General features: G+C 67.2%; 16 protein-coding genes and 1 pseudogene. 9 read left to right on the plus strand and 8 right to left on the minus strand.

All coding sequences use genetic code 11. The features are described from left to right. Window positions 1-27: 27 nt before the first annotated feature. The 8 genes from ACFYTS_RS33375 to ACFYTS_RS33410 all read left to right on the plus strand — a co-directional run bounded on the left by ACFYTS_RS33375 (window position 28) and on the right by ACFYTS_RS33410 (window position 7,215). Window positions 28-309, plus strand: a complete 282-nt coding sequence (locus ACFYTS_RS33375) for a hypothetical protein (protein ID WP_387309316.1) — start codon at window positions 28-30, stop codon at window positions 307-309. A 12-nt stretch (window positions 310-321) separates the two neighbouring features. Continuing rightward, on the plus strand, window positions 322-1,992 hold the full coding sequence (locus tag ACFYTS_RS33380) for a hypothetical protein (RefSeq protein ID WP_387309317.1): 1,671 nt from the start codon (window positions 322-324) through the stop codon (window positions 1,990-1,992). 78 nt (window positions 1,993-2,070) lie between these two features. Then, window positions 2,071-3,924: a hypothetical protein gene (locus tag ACFYTS_RS33385; RefSeq protein WP_387309318.1), complete on the plus strand. Its 1,854-nt coding sequence runs from the start codon at window positions 2,071-2,073 to the stop codon at window positions 3,922-3,924. A 2-nt stretch (window positions 3,925-3,926) separates the two neighbouring features. After that, window positions 3,927-4,718: an ESX secretion-associated protein EspG gene (locus ACFYTS_RS33390; protein WP_387309319.1), complete on the plus strand. Its 792-nt coding sequence runs from the start codon at window positions 3,927-3,929 to the stop codon at window positions 4,716-4,718. Next, a complete protein-coding gene (locus ACFYTS_RS33395; protein ID WP_387309320.1) occupies window positions 4,715-5,053 on the plus strand; it encodes a hypothetical protein in 339 nt (112 codons plus the stop codon). Before ACFYTS_RS33390 ends, ACFYTS_RS33395 begins: the two co-directional genes overlap by 4 nt. Window positions 5,054-5,232: 179 nt before the next feature. Then, complete coding sequence (locus ACFYTS_RS33400) at window positions 5,233-5,550, plus strand: type VII secretion target (protein ID WP_357089064.1); 318 nt, start codon at window positions 5,233-5,235, stop codon at window positions 5,548-5,550. Next, on the plus strand, window positions 5,547-6,806 hold the full coding sequence (locus ACFYTS_RS33405; RefSeq protein ID WP_387309321.1) for a hypothetical protein: 1,260 nt from the start codon (window positions 5,547-5,549) through the stop codon (window positions 6,804-6,806). The genes ACFYTS_RS33400 and ACFYTS_RS33405 overlap by 4 nt, the downstream gene beginning before the upstream one ends. Before the next feature lie 91 nt (window positions 6,807-6,897). After that, window positions 6,898-7,215 (plus strand): PE family protein, encoded by a 318-nt coding sequence (locus ACFYTS_RS33410; RefSeq protein WP_357285204.1) that lies wholly within the window; start codon window positions 6,898-6,900, stop codon window positions 7,213-7,215. Window positions 7,216-7,239: 24 nt separating this feature from the next. Here the strand turns inward: ACFYTS_RS33410 and ACFYTS_RS33415 are convergent, their stop codons facing one another. The 8 genes from ACFYTS_RS33415 to ACFYTS_RS33450 all read right to left on the minus strand — a co-directional run bounded on the left by ACFYTS_RS33415 (window position 7,240) and on the right by ACFYTS_RS33450 (window position 18,143). Beyond that, window positions 7,240-7,527, minus strand: coding sequence for a hypothetical protein (locus tag ACFYTS_RS33415; protein ID WP_379105131.1), 288 nt, complete (start codon window positions 7,525-7,527; stop codon window positions 7,240-7,242). 84 nt (window positions 7,528-7,611) lie between these two features. Continuing rightward, window positions 7,612-8,280, minus strand: coding sequence for a hypothetical protein (locus ACFYTS_RS33420; protein ID WP_387309322.1), 669 nt, complete (start codon window positions 8,278-8,280; stop codon window positions 7,612-7,614). Window positions 8,281-8,339: 59 nt separating this feature from the next. Next, on the minus strand, window positions 8,340-13,796 hold the full coding sequence (locus ACFYTS_RS33425; protein WP_387309323.1) for a hypothetical protein: 5,457 nt from the start codon (window positions 13,794-13,796) through the stop codon (window positions 8,340-8,342). Between the two features lie 177 nt (window positions 13,797-13,973). Next, window positions 13,974-14,330 (minus strand): hypothetical protein, encoded by a 357-nt coding sequence (locus ACFYTS_RS33430; protein WP_387309324.1) that lies wholly within the window; start codon window positions 14,328-14,330, stop codon window positions 13,974-13,976. 180 nt (window positions 14,331-14,510) lie between these two features. Further along, window positions 14,511-15,029 carry a YbaB/EbfC family nucleoid-associated protein gene (locus ACFYTS_RS33435; RefSeq protein WP_387309325.1) on the minus strand — a complete coding sequence of 173 codons (519 nt, stop codon included), beginning with the start codon at window positions 15,027-15,029 and terminating at the stop codon, window positions 14,511-14,513. Between the two features lie 3 nt (window positions 15,030-15,032). Continuing rightward, window positions 15,033-15,341: a hypothetical protein gene (locus ACFYTS_RS33440; RefSeq protein ID WP_387309326.1), complete on the minus strand. Its 309-nt coding sequence runs from the start codon at window positions 15,339-15,341 to the stop codon at window positions 15,033-15,035. 50 nt (window positions 15,342-15,391) lie between these two features. Next, window positions 15,392-16,489 carry a hypothetical protein gene (locus tag ACFYTS_RS33445; protein ID WP_387309327.1) on the minus strand — a complete coding sequence of 366 codons (1,098 nt, stop codon included), beginning with the start codon at window positions 16,487-16,489 and terminating at the stop codon, window positions 15,392-15,394. Between the two features lie 67 nt (window positions 16,490-16,556). Beyond that, window positions 16,557-18,143 carry a hypothetical protein gene (locus tag ACFYTS_RS33450; RefSeq protein WP_387309328.1) on the minus strand — a complete coding sequence of 529 codons (1,587 nt, stop codon included), beginning with the start codon at window positions 18,141-18,143 and terminating at the stop codon, window positions 16,557-16,559. Window positions 18,144-18,307: 164 nt separating this feature from the next. On the opposite strand from ACFYTS_RS33450, the pseudogene ACFYTS_RS33455 reads away from it, so the two are divergent. Next, window positions 18,308-19,104, plus strand: a pseudogene (locus tag ACFYTS_RS33455) (IS256 family transposase); the annotation flags it as partial.

Consider the following 19,104-nt stretch of genomic DNA (forward strand, 5'->3'; position numbering starts at 1 on the left):
TTTTCGGAACGGATGAGGAGGTTCGACGTGCGCGGTGAGCGGCCGAGCGAAGAGCAGCTGCGGCGGAATTTCGACACGATCCTGGCCGATGTGCGGGAGGGGCGTGGCGTCCGGACCGCGTCCGGTCTGGATTCGCCGACCGAGGACGCCCTGTGGGCGATCGCGAAGGCGTACCCGAACGTGTCGGAGGACCTGGTGACCGCCGCCCGTGAGTCCTTCACGGGTCAGCTCGACGGCAGCAATGCCGCCCGCTGGCGCGCGGACCTGGAGCGCCGGTTCGCCGAGCGCAAGCGGACTTCGGACAGTTAGCGGCGATCCCGCGTGACCGTATCCCGCGAGTTCAGTGAAAATCGTTCCGGTGCAACGAGTTCCGATCCGAATTCTGAATCCGACACGCCCGCAGACGATTCCGGTCCGACCGCAACCGATCCCAGCTCGACGGCAACCGATTCCGTCCCGACCGCAGCCGATTCCGGCATCGAAAAGGCCGCCGATTACGACGGCCCGCGAATCCACCCGCTGTCCGCGGTCCTGGGGGAGGATCCGGCCGAAACCCCGGACGCCGCAGGGGAACCCAGCCCCGACGTGGGCTTCAGCATGGCCGCCGAGGAACTCGATGTCCCCGAGCGCGCCCGCCGCCTCGCCCACCGCATAGCCGCCGAACTCCAGGAGCTCGCCCCCGAGGGTTGGACCCGGGTCCGTGCCGCGTTCGCGCTGGCCGCGTCCGGCCAGCGCTCCCGCATCCTGTACTCCGACGGCGATCAGCGTCAGGCCCTGGTCCCCGCGACCGACACGATCATGACCCTGGTGGTCTCCCACCGCCTGCTCTCCGCCGAGCTCGGCGACCCTTGGTGGCGCCTGGAACTGGACCTCACCTCCGAGGGCGCGCTGAGCGTCGACCACGACTACGGCGACGACCCGTTCCCGGACGACCAGCTGTTCTCTCCGCAGGAATACCTGGCCGACCTCGAGGCCGCCCCGCGCGAGTCCCTCCCGACCTGGCTGGCCGCCTATGTCGGCCACGGCAACCGCCAGTCCCGTTCCCCGCGTAAGGCGGCGGAACAGGCCCGCGCGGATCGCGAATCCGGTTATCTTCCGGTGGTTTCCGAGGACGACTTCCCGCCCTTCCCGCTGCTGTGGTCGCGCTGGTCGGCCATCGCCGCCGCGTTCGTGGCGGTCGGCTCGGAGTGGGGCCCGCGGGTCCTGCCGTCCTTCGGCTGGTTCGAGGGTTCCCGTCGTTCCGGTTCGTCCTTGTACGAGCTGCCCGGCGGTCGTGCCGTGCTGTCGGGCGGTGTCTGGAACGCCCCGGAACTGGATGTCGCCTACAACCGCAAGACCCCGCTGCCCAGCCTGTACGCGGGCGCCCCCGAATGGGTGGCGAACCCGGTGCTGAACACCCGCGCGGGCGGCGGCCTGTTGAGCTTCTGCTACTGGTGGGAGCGAGGCCGCTGGTACCGCGGCGAGTCCCCGTCGGGCGCCGAGGTCGCGGTCGCGGTGCCCGGCATCTGGACCGCCGGCACCGCCGCCGACGTGATCTGCGACCTGCTCACCGAGCACCCCTCGGAGGAATTGCGTTCGGCGGTCACGAGTTTCGTCGATGCCGCGCAGCGCCGTGATGTCACCCACGCCCAGCTGTACGAGGTCTTCGGCGACGCGGCCGATCTGGACGCCGTGCACTACCAGCTGGCGCTGGCGGGTGTGGCACGCCTGGGCCCGGAGCCGATTCCACAGTCCGAGGCCTTGGAGATCGTGCGCCACCACCTCACCACCGAGGGCGTCGACCCCGCCGCCTTCCCGCCGGATCGCCTACGCGCGGAACGGCTTACGGTCGGCTGGCTGGTGTACGTTCCGGTGGAGCCGGAGGAGGTCGTGCTGGATCGCGCGCTCTTCTACGTCGCCGATGACGGCGTCCTGGAAGCGGCCACCTCCAGCACTCCGGCATCGGTCTACCTGTCCGGTTTCGAACAGCGTTTCCGCCAACGGCATTCGTAGTGGAATCGCGGCCGACGAGTGGAGTATCGGCGGTGCCGGGCCTTATCGTCGGGATGTCGCGCGAGTTGGGAGTGAGACGTGGGCAATGATGACGGCAACAACACGAACAATCGTTGGCTGGCGCTGGTTCCGCAGGCTCAGGCGGACCAACTGCAGTTGGGTCACGGTGTAGCGCTCGACGCCGCGAAAGTAGCGGCGGCGACGGCGAATGCGCTGGCGTTCGCCAAGAGCTACGTGGAGCTCCTCACCAAGCACAAGGGGTTCAGCGACAACGGCCGACTGGAACAGCTCCTGAGCCTCAAGGCGCGTTTCAACGACCAGGGCGGCCGCCTCGGCACCATTCTGGATCACTACGTCGAGCTGGTGAATGCCATGGCCGACACCATGATTCAGGCCGACAAGACCTATGACGCGCACGAGGAGGACGCGGCCGCCAAGTTCACCCGGTTGAAACGGGAGGCCGGTGGCGGTGCGGTCGAACCGGTCATGACCGGTGGCACGATTCTCGATCTGCCCGGGGATTCCACGCCGCGCATCGACGAGGACAAGAAGGGGCATCCGAACCTCTACGACATCGCCCACGAGAACGGTCATTACGAGGCGATCGACCCGGAGAACCCGTTCGCCCACAATGATCTCGACTGGTTCTACGAAGCCGGCGCGGGCATGCAGCCGCAGACGGTGGCGGATTTCAGCGCGACCTGGAAAACGGTCGCCGAGAAGGTCGACACGAGCTTCGGCGCGCTGAACAAGCAGCTCGGCAAGATGGTGACCGACAAGGCCTGGACCGGAGCGGGCGCGCAGGGCGCCGTCGACGCCGCCAATGCCTTCAAGGATCAGGCGAGCGCGCTCACCGACGACCTGCGTGCGATGGCGGCCAACCTGAACTACGTGGCGGGCTGGCTGGACAACACCAAGGCGATGATGCCCCGCAACAAGCCGAACGACTTCGACTACGACCATTACCAGCGCATGCAGAACATCATCAAGGCCGCGCAGCTGGCCTTCCAGCACTGGTATGTGCCGGGTTTGATCGGCGCGAGCCAAGCGGTCCCGAAGTTGTCGGACGCGACGGTCGCGAAGCCCAACCTGGATCCGCCCGCTCGGCGTTCGGATGGCGGTGGCGGTCAGAACAACAACAATGGCGGCGGTGGCGCGCGGAACCGTCTCGGTGGCGGCAGCGCGCCGAATCTCGGCAGCATGCCGAACAACAAGATCAACCCGAACGGCGTCAACCCCAACGGCACGAACCCCAATGGCACGAACCCTAACGGAATCGATCCGAATGGGACGAACCCCAACGGAATCAATCCGAACGGCACGAATCCCAACGGCACCAATCCGAATGGGACGAACCCGAACGGCACCAATCCCAACGGCACCAACCCGCAAGGGAATCCGTCCGGGACCAACCCGAACTCGAACTCCGGCCAGTCCAGCCAGGGCATGTCGCAGCTGTCGAGCGCGCTGCAGCAGGGCATGCAGGGCCTCACGAGCCTGCAGACCACCGAGCAGCAGAAGAAGCAGCAGCAGGAACTGAAGGACAAGCTGAAGGACTCCCCGCTGGCGGGCATGCCCAACCTCGAGGACCTGAAGAAGGGACTGGGTGGTGGCGGTGGTGGCGGTGGCGGCGGTGGTGGCGGTGCGCCCAAGCCGATGCTCGAGACCTCGCGGTTGTTCCCGCGCGCCGCGCTGGCGGAAACCGCGGAAGCGACCTCGATGGGCGTGGCCCGCGCGGGTGTCGCGGCGGGCTCGACCGGTATGGGCGGAATGGGCGGCGGTGGCGGTATGGGCCCAATGGGTCACGGCGCCGGCGGTCAGGGTCAGGGCGGCAAGGACCACAAGCGCCCCGAATTCCTGGATTCCAGCGAGTATCTGGACGAGGCGATGGGCACCGCGCCGGTGGTGGCCAAGCCGGTGGTCGAGGGCTGACGGTGCGGTCCTGGTCCTTCACCGATCTGGAGTTCCTGGTGCTGTGGGAGGCGCTCGGCGAGGAACACCTGCCCGATCCGCTGTTCTTCACCAGCCGCGCCCCGTTGTGGAGCGCGTTCCAGGACAGCAAGGCGCACGCCCGCGACAGCCTGCGTGCCCGTCACGACCCGGAATTCGACGAGGTGCTGCGTGCGCTGCACACCCCTGATGTCCGGGTGGAACTGCGCGGCTGGGACGGCGCGGACTGGCGCGCGCCCGAATCGAGCATCCGCGCGATCGGGGTGCGTTCCGGCGACGCCGGATACCTGGTCGTGCAGGAACCGGGCGAAACCATCGGCCGGGCAGCGGGATTCACCGTCGCCGAGTTCTGGGCCAATGATCTCGCCGAGCAGGTCGTGCGGCTGCTGCCGGAGATTCCGGCGGGCCGCGGCGGCGACCTGGTGCTCGCCGAGGCCGAGGACGTGGTCGATACCGACTACGGTTTCGGCCTGTCCCCGGCGCACGAGACCCTGGAGGGCGGGGTGGTGGACCGCGCCGCCGACTTCCTGGCGGTCGCCGCCTCCGCCCTCGGCACCATCGATGTGGTGCAAGGCCGTTCGCGTTTCGGGCCGCGCGGCATCACCCGGCATCACCTGCAATGGCGTGATCTCGCCGAGGACGGCCGCTATCTGATCACCGCCGACCATCCACCCGTGGCGATGGCCGCCGATCACCGCCGCGTGGTGACCGAAGTGAACACCCGGATCGCCGAAGTGGTCCTGGCCGTCGCCGACGAATGGGAGACGAACCGATGACCACCGACGAATTCCCGAGCGAGTTCACCCTGTCCTCGCGGACCGGTGCGATCGTGGTCACCACCACCGAACAGGGCCTGCCCCGGGCGATTTCGGTGGAACGGGACCGCTTGCGCCAGGATCCGGAGCTGCTGGCCTCGGAGATTCTGCGCCTGTGCAAGCAGTCCGCGGCCCGCGCCGGCGTCGAGCGACGTGCCCAGTTGCGGGCCGCCGGACTGTCCCCGGAGCTGCTGGCGCTGACCGGCTTGCCGACCACCGACGATGTGACCAGGCAGGAGTACGTCGAGGAGCAGGACTACGAGACCGAGCCCGACAGCTGGCTGCGCCCGATCTGAGCCGTGTGAATACGCGTGTGAAATATACAGTGCGGCAAGTTGATTCGCCGCACCCTCGATCACCTGGGGAATACCCGGTGTTCACCGGGCTGTTGGTCAATTAGTGAACTCTTCGTTATGCCGGGCGATTCACCGCTCTGTATAGTTCGAACCGAAATGATCTTCCTGATGGGGGTCTCATGAGCCATCTCGTTGCCACTCCGGACGCGATTCGCGCCTACGGCGATGCTTCGGCCGCCATGGCCACCGCGGTGGCGAGCGCCGCCGCGGTCGACCAGGTCGCCACGGTCGCCGCACTGGTACCGGTTTTCGGCCTCATCGGCCAGGACTTCCTGCTGAGTTACGCGGGCGCGCAGGGTAATCACCTGTCGTCGGTGGCGGAGCTGGCGGCCGTGCACGCCGGGACCGCGGTCACCGCGCACGAGGCCGCGGCGTCCTACGAGGCCGTCGACGGCGCCGCGGGCGTCGACTTCCTGTCGCTATCGCGGGACCTGTGAGCACGCCCTTCGACCAGGGTTCGACGGGAGCCGCGCAGGCCGCTCCCACGGTGGCGAGCGGGCAGTCGGTGGCGGATGCCCTGCGCGACACCGCTTTCGCGCCGCTGCTGGACTCGCCGGTCGCCGAGGTGCTGTCGACGCTGGGTCTGCCCGCGCTGCCGCAGATTCCAGCACTGCCCCCGATGCCGGACATGCCTCCGCTGCCGGCCCTGGATCTGACCGCGCTCACCAAGCCACTCACCGATCTGGCCTCCACGTTCGGCACCGGCCAATTGGGTCAGGGTCTGGACGCGTCGCAGATGCTCTCGGGTGTCTCCTCGGCATTGCAGCAGGTGATGTCGATCGCGCAGTCGGTGATGTCACTGGCCAACTCGAATTCCTGGGAGGGTTCGGGTGCGGCCGGCGCTGCCGAGAAGGGCGCGGCCGCCCAGACCAATGCGCTGGAACTGGAAACCCAGAACGGGCAGCAGAAGGCCGTCATGGCCGGTGCCGCGGGCTCGGTGGCCGTGGGTAGCGCGATGATGTCGGCCGTCATCACCAAGTTCGTCACGGGCGTCACCCTGGCCGCCCCGTTCATCGCCACCCCGCCGGGCCAGGCGTTCCTGCTGTCGCTGGCCAGCGAGACGGCCGCCGAGGCCACCGCGGTGGTGGCCAAGACGCGCACCGAGATGACCGTGCACAGCGCGAACATGACCACGGCCGGGCACAAGGTGAAGGTCACCGACGCGCCGAAGGGCGTGGACTCGCTCTCGCAGGTCACCCAGCTGTTGAGCGCGATCGCGCCGTTGAGCAGCGTCGCGGGCCAGGGCGCGCAGACCCTGCAGCAGCTGCAGTCGATCAGTCAGCCCTCGACCGTGCGGCCGGTGCCGGAGACCGAACCGAAGACCACGCAGCCGGGTCCGGGCGGACTCGGTGGCGGCGGCGGGCTCATGCCGATCGGTGGCCTGGGTGGCGGCGCGGGTGCGGCCCCGCTGGGCCAGACCAGCCCCCGGACCATGAGCGCGACCACCACCCCGCCGGTCGCCGCGCCCGCTCCGGTGCCGGGTGTCGGTGGCGCCGGTATGGGCGGGGGTATGGTGCCGCCGCCGATGGGCGCGGCGGGCGCGGGCGCCGGGCTGGCCGGCGACGCCGACGAGGAAGTGCGCACCAACCTGGTCACCGGTGAACACGGCGACGAGGTCGTGGGCGAGCTGGGCTACACGGGCGTGCCGGTGATCGGTGCGGTCGGCACCAACGGCCCGCGCCCGGCACAGTGATCCACAGCGCGGACCGGTGATCGACACCGCGGAAACCGGCTCGGTGTCCGTCGGTGCGACACGGTAGGATTCGCGGCGAAAGGGAGGGACGATGAGCGAATTCAACTTGGGCGGTGTGCGTTTCGACGCGGACACGGTGCTGGCCGCCGCCGCTGACCTGGAAGCCGTGGCCGATCGTCTGGAGGCGGCGCTCGGCGCGGACGCTCAGGCCCTGGCCGTGCCCGCCGCGGGCTCGGACAAGGTGTCGCTGTCGGCCGCCGAGACCCTCAGCGCCGTCGGCGCGTCCTTCGTGGACCAGAGTGGCGGCGGCATCGACGAATTGCGCAAGCTGGCCGCCGTCGTGCGGCAGCAGGCCGCCACCTTCGGCAAGGTCGAAACCGACAACTCGACCGACTTCACGAACCTCTGACCGATCGCGGTGCAGGCCGCGGGATCACTCCGATTCGCGTGAGCGGGACTCCATCTCGCTCAGCATCTGGTCCGCCTGCGCGTGCCACCGGGCGGCGTTGCTGCCGTCCAGTTGGCCGGCGAAGGCTTGGCGCGCGGCCTCCACGAGGTCGTCGGTGGCATTCGGATGGGCGCGGGCGACAGCTCGGAGCGCGGTCCGGGTCTCCTCGTCGAGCCCGGTCGAGCTGCGCAGCCCCTGTCCCGCCAGCGCGCGCGCCAGCATGCTCTCGAAGTTCAGCTTCAGTTGTTCCTGGCTGGGACGGCCATGCCGCACGTCCGTCTCCTTCTGCTTCGGCGTCCGGGCCATCGTATCGAGCTGCCCGATACCCGCGCTGTGCCCGGCTTGTGTTCCGGGATCTCAGAGTGTGAAGTGCCGGGACTCGCCGGAGGTCAGCTGCCAGTTGTCGGCGAGCAGTGCGTCCAGTGCCGTCTGGAGCAGCGCGTGCTCCGCGCTGCCCGCTTCGAGCCACCGTCCCCAGTGCACATCGAGTGTGAGGACCAGGATGCTGTCGAACCAGATCCTGAAGGTGACCGGTGGCAGGTAGGGGGCCGCGTCGGGGAGCGGGCCGAGCCATGTGGTTCCGTCCGCCTCGGTGGTGACGGGGAGGTTCAGAGTGTCGTCCCACAATGTGACTGGAAGGACGTCCGAGCTGGGTGATTCGTCGGTCGGTACGAAGCGGGTGGTCGCACCCAGTGGGGCGATGCTCTCGAACATCACGAAAAACCCTGGCGGGCAAGTGATCGTATTCAGCGCTTGCCGGTAAGTGCCGATCAGGTCCGCATCGGTGACGGCCGGAAACCGTGTGACGACAGCCGGTTGCGGGCCGTCGCCCTGCGGCAGCGGCGTATCCGTCCGCAGGACTTCCCAGTACTGGTCGGAGGGTTGCGGGTCGTCCACATTGATGTAGGTGTCCTCGATCGCGCAGGTGAACCACAGATCGAAGCCCGTGGGGCGCACGACATTCGCCAGATGGTCGCGCACGCGCAACGCATCCGCGAACAACACCTCGGAGCTCTCAACGTCCACGGGAAAGCTGCGCGTGAAGGTCAAACTCTCACCATGCGGCCGATACTCGCTGAATCCGATCACTGAACCTTTCTCCATCCATCACCCTCTCGGACGATCTGTCCCAGCAGGTTGCCATTCTCGTCCACGAAGCGAACGGCATCGAGGTTCGCCAGGTTCGGGTGCAATTTCTTGTTCATGGTGAAACCCCGGGCCAGCTCGTCGAGGAGGTTCCCCGTCTTGCGGACATTGCCGTTCGGGTCGACGATTTCATAGTCCCATCCGTTCGCACCGAACCTCCGTTCGTTGCCGCCGCCCAGCGGCTGGACGCGCCCCTCCGGTGGAATCTCGGGCATGACCACCGTGGTCTCGGCGGACGGTATCCGGTCCGGCATCGGCGCTACGGCCTTGTCCGCGCCGTGCAGTGCGGCGCCGTGCAGGCTCGTCGCCTGCTCGGGCAGGTGTTTCATCCGTTCGATCTCGACGCGTCGTTCGACCGTCGTCGCCCCATTGTTCGTGGTGCGTTCGACGAGGATGTCGAACGACTTGTCGCCGGATACACCGGGATTGAAGCGGACGCTCAGCTCCGGGTGGCCTTCGATCTCGCGGGCCAAGCGGTCGAGTTCGGTGAGCTCGGCGGCCTTGTCGAGAACCTGGTCCATATCGCCGGCTCGGGCGCGGGGGACGGTCTCTCCCATCCAATCCTCGAGCCCTCCCACATTGCCGCCGTCGACTTCGCGGTTCACCAGGTCCGTGAACTTTTGCGCCAGGTCGGGACGCCCCGCGTTCTCGAGCGCGTTCACAATGTCTTGGGCGTCCTGGTGGAAGCTCCCTTGGTATCCCGGGAGCGGCTTGATCGGTTCGGGAACGGGCGGGTTGAGATCCTCGGGACGGGGCAGCAGATGCTCGTGGTTCTGCTCCACATATTCGGCGAGCGCCGCGTCGTGCTCGGTGAACGACTGCCACGCCGGGCCCCGGTCGTCCTGTTCGCGCAGGCCGATGCTGTCGGCGAGTTCACCGAATTTCGCACGTAGCCCGGGCAATTCGTGAGCTCGGGCGGGATCGTTGGCGGCCGCGAAGATGTCGGTGATGTGCGCGCGGACCTGTTCGAATCGATCCCTCAGCTGCTCGTGGCCGGGAGCGGCTTCCTCCGCGAGAGGCAGGAAGTCACGCGAGTATTCCGCGAGGTAGGTGGACAGCGCCGGGTCATGCTGGTCGAACAGCTGCCACATGGCGCCGCTGTTCTCGGTGTCGCGCAGACCGAGACCGTCGAATTGTTCCGCGAATCGCTCACGAAGGTTCGCCGATTCGTCGGCGCGGGCGGGATCGGCGGCGGCGCGATCGATTTCCGCTGCCAGGCTGCGCAGGTTATCGAAGCTCTCGCGCAGTTCCGTTGTCAGCTCGCCACTGTCGCGCGGCGGTTCGCCGATCGGCTGTTCGGGCCGGGCCGGATCGGGAGGTGTCGCCCCGGGGTCTCGAGTCGGTTCGTCGGGGATGCCGCTGCGGGCCCTGGCGCGTCTTTCCGGGGGTTCCGGTCTCGCCGGCGCGTGCTCTTCCGGGAGCCCCTGCTGCGTCGCCTCCCAGAATCGCCCGCTCACAGTGCGTTTGAGTTCGGTGCTGAGCGCGGCTTCCTCCGGGTTCATGGCCCGGTTCTCGTCCTTGGCGAGGGCCTTGAAGTCGCGCTGCACCTCGTAGAGCGCGTGCTCGTACTTGGCGACGGCGTCGATGTGGCTCAGATGCAGGCGAAGTTCGGCGATGTGACCGTTCTCCAGCTGGACTTTCATCTGCAGGTCGCGGTAGCCGGAGGGCGTGGGGCTGTCGAAGCGGTCCTCGAATTCGACGATCCGCACCCTGGGATCGTTCTCGATCATCTCGAGCGCGCGGTAGGCGTCGGAGACCTGGTCGAAGACGATCTTCGCGCCGACCAGGTCGGTCAAACGGGAGACGTCGCCGTCGTATCCCTTGATCTTGTCCCAGGCGCGGGTCTCGTCCTTCGGGGCGTCGCGCCAACCGGGCGTGCCCTCGGTCTCCTGCGCGATGTCCCGGACGACGTCATTGAGCGCGTCCTGCGAAGCCCGCCAGATGTCGTACTGCTTCCGCAGGAACTCGCGCTGGTATTCCGGGTCCTCGATCCTGCCGTAGTCGAATTCGGGCTGCCTGCGGCTCGATTCGGGCACGTCGCCGATCGCGTCCCGGATCTCGTGCGACATCGCCCGCTCCGCCGGGGTCAGCGGGGTCGGCTCGATGTGAACCGGTTCCGCCAGCGCTGATTCCGGTCCGCGCTCCGCGACCGCCTTGACGGCATCGTGCAGGACCGGCAGACCATCGGGGTGGGTGAGCAGCGACGCCAGCGTTTTCGGGCGCTCCAGCAGCGAGCGTTCGAGGTGCTCATTGCTCCGGAGCATGTCGGCCAGTTCGGGATGCTGAGGGAGCAGATCCCGGATGACGGCGCTGACCGGCGTGTCGACACCGTCGATCGAGGTGGTGATGCCGAGTTCGTCCGCGCGGTCCAATGCGGCCGACACCCGAGGCTGCTCCAGATAGCTCTCGACATCGGGTGCGGAGGGGCCACCGGCCTCGGGCGATTCAGGCGCGGTGGCGGGGCCTTCGCGCTCGCCGTTCGGCTCGGATGAACTGGGGGACCGCCCTTTTCGTGGACGCGGGTCCCGGACCGCGTCGTCGGGACGATGCTCGAAGCCGTCCGGCTTGCTCCCGTGGTCTCGGGCGCTGTCGAGGAGGTGGTGGTACAGGACCCGGGCAGGCTCGGTGGCGCCCTCGCCGTGGTACTCGACATCGGTGAACGCCTCGGCCACCGCTTCGGGGCCGTCGAATCTGCCGTTCTCGTCGAAGCTGTAGCCGCTGAGCTGGTCCAGCCACTCGTGGAACGCGTCCTTGTCCATCCCGCCGCGGGTGGCCTCGAAATGGTCCGCCAGAGCCTTGTAGGCGGTCAGCTCGGCGTGCTCCTGGGACTCGATGGCGAGCACATGGCCGAACTCGTGCACCAGGGTCGAATGGATCGGGCGGTCAGCCGATCCGGGGACCAGATGACCGTCCGCCTCGTCTTCCGCGATCTCGCGGGCCATCCGTTCGGGATCGAGCGCGTAGTCCCGGTCCAGGACCACCTCGTCGGTGTACATGCGGCCCGACGGGCTGTGCCCTTCGTATGTCGCGGCGTAGGTGCCGGGGTCGCCGATGGAGTCGATCGACACCTTACGCAGATCCACGTCGGGGTAGCGGGTCAGCATCTCGTCGATGGCGCGGGCGAACTCGCGCGCTACCTCGGGGTCGAGCAGTGGATGGTCGAACCCTGACACTTCGAGGTCCCACCGCTTCGCGAGTTCGTCCGCGACCTGGTTGCTGTCCCGGTGCGACCACTCGTCTTCGGGGCGTGGCGACCAATCACCCTCTGCCGGATCAGGTTTCGATGGATCGGCCGGTGAGTGCGAATCCTGCGGGTCAGTGGGTTTCGAGTTCTCGTGGGCGCGGGCCCGCGCGCTGTCGCGAGCATCGGACTTCGCCGCGTCAGGGGAATGCGTCTTGGCCTCGTGCTCACCCGGCATCGTTGTCACGACGAGAGCGGGCGCGATTTCGTCGTGCACCGGAGAGTCCCTGGGTGTGGGAGTTTCCGGCGTCGCATCGCCGCCGTCGGGGCGTCCGCTGTCTCGGTGCTCGTTCTCGCGCCGAACCTCTGCCGTCGGTTTCTCTCGCGGTTCAGGCTGGGCTTCAGGCTCTTTGGGTGTCTGCTCGGCCCGATCCGGTATCGAATCCTCGGGCCGGGTCCCTTCGGGCGCGGTATCCCTCCGCGACGGGTCCGTTTCGGGTGACTTACCCGAGGGGACGGTGCGGTCGGCCGGCTTCCCTGTCGGAGACTGTTCCGGCTTCGTGGTGGATTCCGTGGGGGTTGCCCGTGTTTGGGTGTCGGAGGCGGCTTCCACGGGCCGCGCCTCGGGGGTGCGGCCCACTGGCGCGGCTCTGTCCTGGGCGCCCGCCGCGACATTGCCACGATGGTCGGTTGCAGCCGTCGTCGCGCGTGGCCCCTCACCGGCTTGTGGTGCGGGAGTACCGGCCCGCGGTGTGGCCGTATCGGCCGGCTTGGGGGTTGTCTCGCCGAGCTTGGTACCCGTCTCACCGGGCTTCGGGCCAGAATCGCCGAGCTTTGTGCCCGTATCGCTGAGTCTCGAGCTCGTATCTCCGGCTTTCGGGCCCGTATCGCTGGCTTTCGGGCCCGCGTCGCTGGTTTTCGGTCCCGCGTCATTGAGCTTGGTGCCCGCGTCGCCGTTCCGCGAACCCCCGTCGCCCGTGGCAGGCGCACCGGTCTGGAGATCATTGCGCGGGGCTTCCGAAGTCGGCGTGGTTCGCTCCCCGGTATTGCCGTCGGCCGGTTCGTGGTTGACCGGTTGTTCGGACGCCGCGGCGGGGTGAACATCGTGCTGCGCGCCGGGTTCCGGCTGTCCGCCCGCCACTTTGACCTCGGGCGCGGGGGAATGGACCTCCGGTGCGGGGGCATGTGGGGCACTGCCGTCGGGGCTGGGCCTGGCCGTGGTCGCGGTGTCACCGGGTGCGCTGTGGCCGTTCTCCAGCCCATGGTTCGCTCCGCCGCCGACGCCCATGGCCAAGCCGCCGATCAGCAGCTCGGTGTGGAAGGTCTTGTCGACCTTGCTCCAGTCGCCGCCGTTGTCGTAGAGCTGGGTGGCGAGTCCGGTCCCGTACATGCCGACGGCGCCCATTCCGCCGCCGACGCCGCCCGCGATGGCTCCGCCCAGTCGTGAAGGGAGCCGCGTGTCCTTCAGCAGGTCGCCCACTTTCGCGTGGAACGGCGCGCCGACGGCGCCGCCCACGCCCCACATGAGACTGGTCTGGAAGGTCTGCTTCAGGTTGAAGCCGTCGTCGCGGTGGCCTTCCAGGATCTGGATGAACTGTGTACCGGCATCGAGCCCGGCTCCCATCGCGCCGGCGCCGAGGCCCGCGGCGAGGGATTTTCCGCCGTACCTCAGGGCGGTGTCGAGCAGTGGCTTCGTCGCCGCCTGCGCGGCGAGTTTTTCGCCCAGCGGCACGGCGATCTCGCGAAGCAGCGGCTGGGCAAGGGTTTCCAGGGCGGCCCGGGCTCGGAGCAGTCCGATCCGCTCCATGACCTTCTCGGCGAATATGCGCAGGATCCCTCGCGCGGTGAGTAGCACTTCCGGAACAAGTGCCTCGCCGAACAGGGTCACGCTCAGCTGGAGCACGGTGTACAGCGTGAGCAGCGCGAAGATCTCCGATTGGATCTTGGCGTACTCGATTTCCGTTGCGGTGGCGCGCGTATCGTGGCCGAGCTGGTTCAAGCATTCGACCAGCTTCTGGATGGAATAGTCCTTGCCGTCGAAAAGCGTCGCGAGCTCGGCGCTGACTTTCACCGCGCCGTCGCTGTCGTAGAACTGGGGCAGCCTGCCGGTGACGGCCTTCAGGTCGGGTTCGAGCTTTTCCAGGTCGGCCGCGGCCTTCTTCCAGGCGTCACCCAGATCGAAGAGTGCGTCCTGATCGCCCTTCGGATAAGACATTCCGAAGTTGAGGGCCGCCATCAGCCAGTTCGGTAGGTGGTCTCCAACCCAGGTCCATCCGGACAATCATCGGCCTCCACTTCGCGGCTGATCGTAAGGTCCGGGCTCCCAACCGGATTGGAAGATTCTCCGTGTCACCCTACCCAGAGTGGTTCTGCCGGTCCAATTCTCGCGAGACTACCGGGCGTCGCCCACCCAGGTATAGCGGAAGGTCGGGGCATCGCCCGCGGTGCGCCGGGCGAATTCCTCTTCCCACGTCCGGAAAGTCGTGCGGTAGAGGTCGGCGATCCGGTCCCGCTCCTCGGGGGCGAGTCGCCGCCGTTCCCGCTCGGCCCGCTCGAATATATCTTCCGCCTGGCGGTACATATCGAATATCGGGCCGTCGCCGCGGAGATACGTGCTGCGTGCTTCTTCGGTCGCGCGGATGAAACGCTCTTCGGTCAGCTCCGAGAAGTCCAGATCCGCACCAGGTTTCAGAACCGCGTCGATATCCTCCGCCGACGCCGGTTCGAAGGCGCCGGTCCGGATGTTCAAACGTTGCCCGACAACCATGCCGTGTTCGGGTTCCTGGAGGCGAATGGTGCCGTTGCGGAACCGGAAGAAGGATGGCGACTCTTTCAACCAGAGCATTGTGCCTGCCTTTCGGGGTCTTCCGCGTGGTCGAGGCACATCATCGCATCGAAGGGCGCCGCCCGATCATTCGCCCGGTGGCGATCACCAGCCGGGTGTCGCGGCATCCGAATGCGCTCGGGCCTTGGGATCGTGCTCGAACTCCTCGACATTCTCGAATCGCGGCCCGGTGTCGGCGTCGGGTTCCCGGCGTTCGGCGGCATTCGGCGGCGCCATCGAAACCTCAGGGGGAGTGGGCATCATGGCCTGGATATCGGGCATGAGCGGGAAGACCTCGGACAGTGTCGGAATCTTGGCCTGCTCAGCCTGCAATGCCGCCAGGATCTCCTGCGACTTCTGCTTTACCAGGACGGCGGCTTCCTGCGCGGCCGCGGTGACGGCGGTGGCGATCTCGGAATAGGTCAGTTCGTCGATGTCATCCGAGAATTCGGTCTTGATCACGACCCCGTCGGCATTGACGGTGACCGTGACGCGTCGCCCGCCCGCGCGTGCGCTCGCTGTCAGCCGGGCTCGGTCCCGCTGCGCCCGCGCGACGGCGGCGAAACTGCCCTGCACCATCTCGGCCAGATCTGCCAACTGCGCTTTCGCGACCTCGTTCGTCATCGATCAGAAGCCGTTCTTGTTGGCCTCATCCATGTTTTCGAGCTTGGTCGCGCCGTCTCTCAGGCCCTTCGAGTACTGCGCCAGCAGCGTCGTCTTCGACCCGAGCGCGGCTAGCAGACCGGGCTTGCGCGCGTCGTATCCGCTCTCGCCCTCGGCGAACTGGTCGCCGAATTCGTCATGACCCCAGACGCCTTCATGAGCGTCCGCGGCCGCGGTGATCGCGTTGAGAATGTCTGTGACCTTGGTGTTCACGTCATCGAGTCCACCTGCTACGGAACGCATTCCGGCGATCTCGACCTGTACTTTGCTCACGTCGAACCCCCAATGTTCATCTGACCATCAGGTTGCGATCATATACGCGACTACTCGGCGACACCCGCCAAGATCAGCTGAAAATAGGCGCTGTCGAGATCGATGTCGGCGCCCACCAGCGAGCGGGACAGCAGTGTGCGCGTCACGGTGCCGGTCTCAGCTGCGGCTATCAGCGCCGTGAGCCAGGACGACGCATTGCCGTCGAATACCTGTGTCAGCACGTCGTAGACGGCATCGTCATTCCATACGCCGGGGAGTGCGTCCTGCACGCCGTTCGCGTCCGGGGACTCACCCCGATACCACGCGTTTCCATCCCACCAGTAGCAGAACGACATCAAACCGTTTGCCGCCCTGGGGCTCAACACCGGATCCGCGACCCAATCCGGAGCTCCCCGATAGAACTGCGGCATCGCCGCGCCGCCGTTGTACACGGCATCCAGCTCAGGTGCGTTCCATAGCCCACCGGAAAGCACCGCCCTCCGGTGCGGAAGCCGATGTAGCGTCGAACCGCTGCGAGTTCGGCCCTCGAACCAGCCGAGGGCGCTCGTAACTCGCGGTCCGAGCGGAGATTTCACTGCCACGAACGCCGCGGAAATCAGTGCCCATCGCGCCCACAGGGCCGGGAGCGGCGGAAGTCCCTCTCCGGCCGGAACCGCCGTGGTGTCGGCGTGCGCCGCCGCGAAGGCGGCGCCCGGTGTCCGCACTTGCCGATCACCATGTCCGATGTACGCCGCCAGCCAGATCGGCAGCCGCTCGCGCGGATACTCCAACAGGTCGGCAAGGTACGCCTGAGGTGGGAACAGTTGCTGGTCGGGGAAAGGCTCAGTGCCGTAGTCGTATTCGATCCGTGCCGGGCCGGTCGTGGTGACGGCGGCGAGAAACCGCCACCAGGGCCCTTCGGCCGACGTCGCCGCCAGCTGCCGAGCCTCCCGCAGCAATTCGACCGCACGCCTCGACAGCGGCACCTGCGCGATGCGTTGTCCGTCCGACACGATGACCTGCGCGGCCTCATCCGTGACGGTCATCGCGATGGCCGCTTCCAACCGATCGAACCCGTCCGGGATCAGCGCAAGAAGTTCGTCGGCTACCTGATCGGCCACCTGGTCAGCGGTACTGCCCGACTCGGGCGCCGCGACTGCCGCAGCCATCCGGAAACCGACATCCGGCGACTCGGTGGTCGAATTATCTTGACTCACACTGTTCCTCGTTACCCAATCAGCTTCCGGTGATCACTTGAATAGCCGCCTGCTGAGCCGCGTCACCGATCTCACCGACCCGAAACCCGCGATCCGCGATGTGCCGCACCAACTCCGGCTCCGGCGCCAGTCCATGCTTGTGCAGATAGTGCGGCACCGCCCCCGCCCACACCCACACCCCATCGGTCCGGAAGTTCAACGGCACATCCCGATCCCCGGGCGTGAACTCATCCTGCTCGAAACTCCTCGCCGCCAACACGATCGGCGCCGACTCCAGATACGCCAGCACCGCCGTCCGCGTATTCCCCTCCACCACAGGCCGATCCACGAGGGGCCGCCCGTCGGCATCCTTGCCGTCATAGACACGCGCCATCCGCGGCGGCCGCACGGCAGCCGAAGCCGGCTCGATCTTGATGGTCGCCTCCACCGCAGGCGCGGGTTGCGCGGGCGCGAAGGGATTCGCCGGGGGAGCGGATGCGAACGGATTCGCCGGCGGAACGGGTGCGAAGGGATTCGCCGCGGAAGCGGGCGCAAAGGGATTCGCCGCCGGAGCGGGTGCGAAGGGATTGGGTGCCGGAGCGGGCGCGAAGGGATTGGGCGCCGGCGCGAACGGGTTGGGCGCGGCGTTCATCGGTGCATAGCTCGCCCGAGGTTGGGCCGCCGCGCGTGGTCGCGCCGACTGCGCCACCAGCCCCGCCACGGCCGCGGCGAAGGACAGCAACAGCGCCAGCATCATCATTACGAAACCGATGCCCAGGTATTCCCAGAAGTTGAGCCCCATGATGGCGAAGGTGGAAATCAGCCCGGTGATTTCGCCCGTGAGAATGAGCGCGGCGGCGGCCGCGCCTGCCGGGCGCATTGCCGGATTCCGGACACCCGCACCCGAGATCAGGGCAATCGCCACCACGACCGCGACGATCAGAATGAGTACGAAATGCACCAGCAGCAGCGGTGCCGATCCGTCCGAGTTCGTGCGCCAGATGGTCCTGAAGTATGAGCTGTCGCTGATCGCCGGCTTGAACGACCCCGCCAGTTCGACAACGGCCGCAACAAGCAAGAACACACCGGTCACCCGGTCCGCCGCCCCACCGACCGCCCCGTTGGTCCCCTGCGGCGCACCGCTTTTCGAAACCACCGCATCCCGCAGCCCACTCACCAGACCCGCGATCGCAACCAGCATCGCCAGCACGAGCACCCAGAATCCCGCCGCCGGCGAAATGTTCTCCTTGAACCCCTGCGCATACGCCATCACGTCCCCCGACGAGATCGACAGCACCATCCCACCCGCGAATGCCGCGACCCAGAACAGAACCCCGCGCCGAGCGCCCATCCCCACCGCGAGCATTACCCCCGCCACCCCCGCTACCAGCGCAATGAGCACATACGGCACAGCGGAGAACCAGTCGGCAAGCTTGGATCCCCCACTCCCTTCCCACACAGACGTTTCCCACGACCGGCCACCGAACTGAACGCTCGCCACAGGCACCCACAACACCGTGAACACCAACACCGCCGCAGCGATCAACAACCCCCCGGTGATCCGCCCCGCCCCCGCGGTCCCCGCCCCGCCCGCACCCGCAACGCCGTCATTCCGCATATAACTCATAGCTCCGCCCATCCCTCCCCATGTGATCCTGCGACCCTAATTGCCCAGCTCTCCCGACGCCAACGAGAGCAGCAGCCGTGTCGGAGGGGAGTGTCGGGATAACGGAGGATCCTGATCTCGGTCCGATTGGCCGAACCTGATGGTTCGGCAGGAAGGACCGCCGAATGTCGGAGACACTGGCCGCCGTGACCAACGACGCGGTGGACACCAAGAAACTGGCCGAACAGCTTCTGGCCCAGGCCAAAGAGCAGGGCATCGACCTGGTCGGGCCGGGCGGGTTGTTGAACCAGCTGACCAAGACCGTTCTGGAAGCTGCTCTGGAAGCGGAGATGACCGAGCATGTCGGCTACGAGAAACACGACCCGGCTGGTCGCGGAACGGGCAACTCCCGCAATGGGACTCGCGGAAAGACGGTGATCACCGACATCGGCCCGGTCGAGATCGACGTGCCGCGGGACACGAGTTCCTCGTTCGAACCCAAGATCGTGAAGAAACGGCAGCGGCGGCTGTCGGGGGTGGACGAGATCGTGTTGTCGTTGACCGCGAAAGGCCTGACCACAGGCAAGATTTCGGCGCATTTCGCCGAGATCTACGGCACCTCGGTGTCGAAGGACACGATCTCGACGATCATCGATAAGGTGGTCGCGGAGATGGTGGATTGGTGCAATCGGCCGCTCGATCGCGTCTATCCGGTGCTGTTCATCGATGCCATCCACGTGAAGATCCGGGACGGTCAGGTGGCCAACCGCCCGATCTATGTGGTCATCGGCGTCACCACCGCCGGCGAACGCGACATCCTCGGGCTCTGAACCGGTGACGGCGGTGAAGGCGCCAAATTCTGGCTGCAGGTGCTGACCGAACTCAAGAACCGCGGCGTCGCCGATGTCTGTATCGCCGTCTGCGACGGGCTCAAAGGGCTGCCGGAGGCGATCAACACCGTCTGGGCGCAAACGATCGTGCA

This window comes from Nocardia sp. NPDC004151 (genome assembly GCF_042874235.1).
Classification (GTDB): Bacteria; Actinomycetota; Actinomycetes; order Mycobacteriales; family Mycobacteriaceae; genus Nocardia.